Raw genomic sequence first — 1221 nt, 5'->3', positions numbered from 1 at the left:
GCGTTGATGCTCCTATGTTCGTCAAGCGGGAATTTGAGTTGATTTTGTTGCGCAGAGTGCGGTGTAGACTTCGCGCACGATGTACCTTTTGATGCAGCGGACGATCTCGCGCCTGGTTTTGCCTTCTGCTGTTCGCCGGGCGGCGTAGGCTTTCGTTCTATCGTCGTCGCGCATCCGAACAACGGCGACACGATAGATGGCAGCATTGGCCTGTCTGTTGCCGCCACGGTTCAATCGCATTCGGGTTGTCTTTCCACTGGAAGCCGGGATCGGGCAGATGCCGCAGAGCTTTGCAAGTGCGGCTTCGGATCGGATGCGTTCAGGATTATCGCCTACCAAGATTAGCATTTCGGCCACAGTCAATGTTGAGATGCCGTGCGACTTCATCAGTTTGGGCGCTTTGTCAGCGACCAAGCGTTCCAATTCGGCTTCGTGGATCTGGATCTCCTCATGAAGTGCTAGCCACCGCTGAGCAAGGGCTCGCAGGGCCGCCTTTGCCGATGCGGTCGGGGAAGTAATCTCGCCAGGCCGTAGTGCTGAGATGTGGCGAACCAGAGTGATCGGTCCACGAATCTGGTCAAGGCTGGCGCGCAGCTCCGCCGGCGCGTTTATAATCAGTGTTTTAAGAGTAATCATGGCTTGAGACTTGGACTTGACGGCGCTGTCTCGCGCAATTTTTATATGGCGGATCATCTCAGAAGCCCCGCTCTGAGTTTTTGCCAGGGCGGTAGCCTGCCCGTTCAGCACCGACTTTGCAGCGCTTTCTGCATCCAGAATGTCGGATTTGCCATGAAGGTAGCGGAGTTGGCGATTGGGACGAATGACGTCCAGGACAGTGTGTCCCTTTGTTTGCAGATCTCGGGATAGACCAGCGCCGTAAGAGCCAGTGCCTTCGATACCAAAGGCTTTGACAGGGCCAAATCCTGTTGCCCAAGCCTCCAGACTGCGATATCCCTGACGCGTGGTCGGGATCGTCATCGTGCCTAACCGCGTGCCCTGCGTGTTGATCGCGACAGCGATATGACTTGATTTGTGCGTGTCGACGCCAATGATGATCTGGTCCATGTTTTTCTCTTGGTTAAAACTGCGCCCAGGCATCGATCGAAGAGGACAGGACTGTGAAGGTACGCAACCGTCAGGCTCCTATGAAGTCACATCTCGCCCGCTGCCGGGGCAACCTGATGGTCGACAAGTCAACGCAATGACACGAAGTCAATCGTA

1 protein-coding gene is annotated in these 1221 nt (G+C 55.5%); it reads right to left on the bottom strand.

Features of this window, described 5'->3' with window-relative positions; all coding sequences use genetic code 11:
* Window positions 1-21 precede the first annotated feature (21 nt).
* On the bottom strand, window positions 22-1065 hold the full coding sequence (locus tag ACOVRA_RS06775) for an IS110 family transposase (RefSeq protein ID WP_421719618.1): 1044 nt from the start codon (window positions 1063-1065) through the stop codon (window positions 22-24).
* Window positions 1066-1221: the final 156 nt, after the last annotated feature.

The sequence above is a fragment of the Aquidulcibacter sp. genome (assembly GCF_049239865.1).
Taxonomy (GTDB): Bacteria; Pseudomonadota; Alphaproteobacteria; order Caulobacterales; family Aquidulcibacteraceae; genus Aquidulcibacter.
Note: the sequence above shows the minus strand (reverse complement) of the source record. Positions and strands in the feature narration are given on the sequence as shown.

Coding starts and splice junctions, on each gene's coding strand:
- ACOVRA_RS06775 (WP_421719618.1), bottom strand. CDS start 1,065: ATGGACCAGATCATCATTGGCGTCGACACGCACAAATCAAGTCATATC.